This is a genomic window from Catellatospora sp. NPDC049609 (assembly GCF_040675365.1).
In the GTDB taxonomy this organism is placed as follows: Bacteria; Actinomycetota; Actinomycetes; order Mycobacteriales; family Micromonosporaceae; genus Catellatospora.
The window spans coordinates 1-2,888 of sequence record NZ_JBFAOU010000382.1 but is presented as its reverse complement, the minus strand read 5'-3'; the positions used below and the strand labels follow the sequence as shown (position 1 = coordinate 2,888).

Below are 2,888 nucleotides of genomic sequence, written 5' to 3'. Positions count from 1 at the left end.
GTGGTGACGGTGACCGTGTTCGACACCGCCGACACGTTGCCCGCGGCGTCGCGCGCCCGGACCTGGTAGCGGTACGACGTGTTCGCCGACAGGCCGGTGTTGCTGAACGACGTGGTCGTGGACGTGCCGACCTGGGTGAAAGAGCCGCCCGAGGTGCCCGGCGCGCGCAGGATGTCGTACCCGGTCACGCCCACGTTGTCGGTGGACGCGGTCCAGGACAGGTTCACGCTGCTGGAGGTCACTCCGGAGGCGGCCAGGCTGCTCGGCGCGGTCGGTGCCTGGGTGTCGGTCGGCAAGCCGCCCGCGAGCGCGTTGTGCACCGCCGTGTACGCGGGCTTCTGCTGGTAGTTCTCGTCGTAGATCAGCGCCGCGCCCTCGCTGGGGAAGGTGTCCGGCACCCACGAATGCTTGTCGGTGAAGCCCCAGATGGTGACGCCCGCGCAGGCCGTGACGGCGTTGCAGGCGTTGATCACGTTGGTGTAGTACTGCGCCTGGGTGGCGTCCTTGGCAGAGCTGCGGGGCATCTGGATGCGGATGTCGACCTCGGTGATACGCACCTGCACGCCCAGCGCGGCGAAGCGCTGCAGGTTCTGCTGCAGGTCGTTCGGGAAGCCGTACTGCGTGGCGAGGTGGGTCTGGAAGCCGACGCAGTCGACCGGGACGTTCTGCGCGCGCAGCGACTGGACCAGGTTGTACATCGCGGTGCTCTTGGCGTTGATGCCCTCGACGTTGTAGTCGTTGATGCACAGTCGCGCGTCGGGGTCGGCGGCGCGGGCGTAGCGGAACGCGTCGGCGATGAAGCTCTGGCCCAGCGTGTTGTACCAGAAGCTGGACCGGAAGCTGCCGTTCTCCTCGAACACCTCGTTCACGACGTCCCACGAGACGAACGCGGCGTTGTTGGCGTACCGGCCGACCAGCGTGGAGATGTGGTCCTGCATGGCGCTGCGCATCGCGGTGGCACCCAGGCCCTGCACCCAGCCCGGGGTCTGGTTGTGCCAGACCAGGGTGTGGCCGTGGATCTGCTGGTTGTTGGCGACCGCGAAGTTGACGATCTGGTCGGCGCCGCTGAAGTTCCAGTTGTTGTCCGACGACTCGGTGGCGTCCCACTTCATCGCGTTCTCAGCCGTGATCTGGTTGAACTCGGTCTGCGCGATGGTGCGGTAGGCGGCCTCGTTGGCCAGCGGGCCGGTGGCCGCGGCGAAGCCGATGAACTTGCCGCGGGCGGCGGCGTGGGTGCGCAGCGGTCCGGAGGCGTTCGCGGGCGACGCCGACAGCAGTGGCACCGCGAGCGCGGAGACCAGCGTCAGGGCGGCGAGCGAGGCGATGCGCCGGGACGTGCGGTGGAGCCGGACGCGTGGGGGCGTCATGTGTCCTCCTGGTGATGGCGGAGCGTCAGTGCCATGACCCGGAAGTGCCACGCACGCGGTGGGGACGGTGCGGCGCCCGGCCCCGGGCGAGGGGGGCGCCGTCGTTCGTGGTCACTCGGTGCGGGACATGGCACACATCGATGGAAGCGCTCCCAATCGTGCGATGCACCATCCAGTGAAGTCAATAACTTCCGGAAACTATCGAGACCAGATCAGGAACGCGGCGGGGCCGTGCTGTCCCGCACCACCAGCTCGGTGGCGAGCTCCACCCGCGGGCTCTCGATCTTCTCCCGCTGGGCCAGGCGCAGCACGGTACGCGCGGCGAGCATGCCCATCTCGGCCAGCGGCTGGCGGACCGTGGTCAGCGGCGGCGACGACCAGCGCACCTCGGGCAGGTCGTCGAAGCCGACCACGCTGACGTCGTCGGCCACCCGCAGCCCGCGGCGGCGCACCGCCTCGTAGACGCCCAGCGCCATCTGGTCACTGGAGGCGAAGATCGCCGTCGGCGGCGCGGCGTGCTCCAGCAGCAGGCTGCCCCCGGCGTACCCGGACTCGTGGTAGAAGTCGCCCTGGTAGATCAGGCTGTCGTCGACGGGCAGCCCGGCCGCCTGCATCGCGGTGCGGTAGCCGTCCAGCCGCGCCCGGCTGCACATCAGCCGCGGCGGCCCGGCGATGAAGCCGATGCGGCGGTGGCCGAGTCCGATCAGGTACTCGGTGGCGCGCAGGCCGCCCGCCCAGTTCGCGGCGCCGATGGTGGGCGCCTCCTGCGGGGGCACGCCCGCCGGGTCGACGATGACGAGCGGGATGTTGAGCCGGCGCAGCTCGGCCTGCAGCGGCGGCTCGGCCATCGAGTTCACGAAGATGACGCCCTCGGTCGCCCGCGCCCGCATGTTGTCCAGCCACTGCTTGGCCGCCGAGGTGCGGCGGTGGATGGCCGAGACGACGGTGCCGATGCCGGCGGCGTGGGCGACGTCCTCGACGCCGCGGATGATCTCGACCGCCCAGGGGCTGTCCAGGTCGTTGAAGACCAGGTCCAGCAGGCCGGAGCTGGTGCGCATGCTGGCCGGGCGGCGGCGGTAGCCGTGGCGGGTGAGCAGCTCCTCGACGCGCTCGCGGGTCTGCGGGGACACGTCGGAGCGGCCGTTGATGACGCGCGAGACGGTGGGCACGGACACGCCGGCCAGGCGCGCGATCGCGGCGATCGTGATCTTGCGGCTCTCGTCCACGGACACCGGCAGCTCCTTCGTCACCGCTTCAGCCTACGGCCGGAACGTTTCGGTGCGGCAGAGCGTACCGGGCGCACGCTCTCGCCTCACGGGGCACCGCTCCGGCACCGGGAATTCACGGAAACATACCGGAAAAACGGACGCAGTGTCAGCCCTTGGTCGCCCCGGATGCCAGGCCGCTGATGAGCTGCCGCTCCGCGATGGCGTAGAAGCCGAGTGCGGGGATCATGGACAGTACGACGTAGGCGAGGACGCGGGCGGTGTCGTCGGCGTACTGGCCCTGGAAGGCCTGGAC

General features: G+C 70.2%; 2 protein-coding genes. Both read right to left on the bottom strand.

The features are described from left to right. On the bottom strand, positions 1-1,367 hold a 1,367-nt coding region (locus AB0J67_RS40320), incomplete at its 3' end, for an endo-1,4-beta-xylanase (RefSeq protein WP_363490974.1). 212 nt (positions 1,368-1,579) lie between these two features. Beyond that, positions 1,580-2,599, bottom strand: coding sequence for a LacI family DNA-binding transcriptional regulator (locus tag AB0J67_RS40315; protein WP_363490976.1), 1,020 nt, complete (start codon positions 2,597-2,599; stop codon positions 1,580-1,582). Positions 2,600-2,888 lie beyond the last annotated feature (289 nt).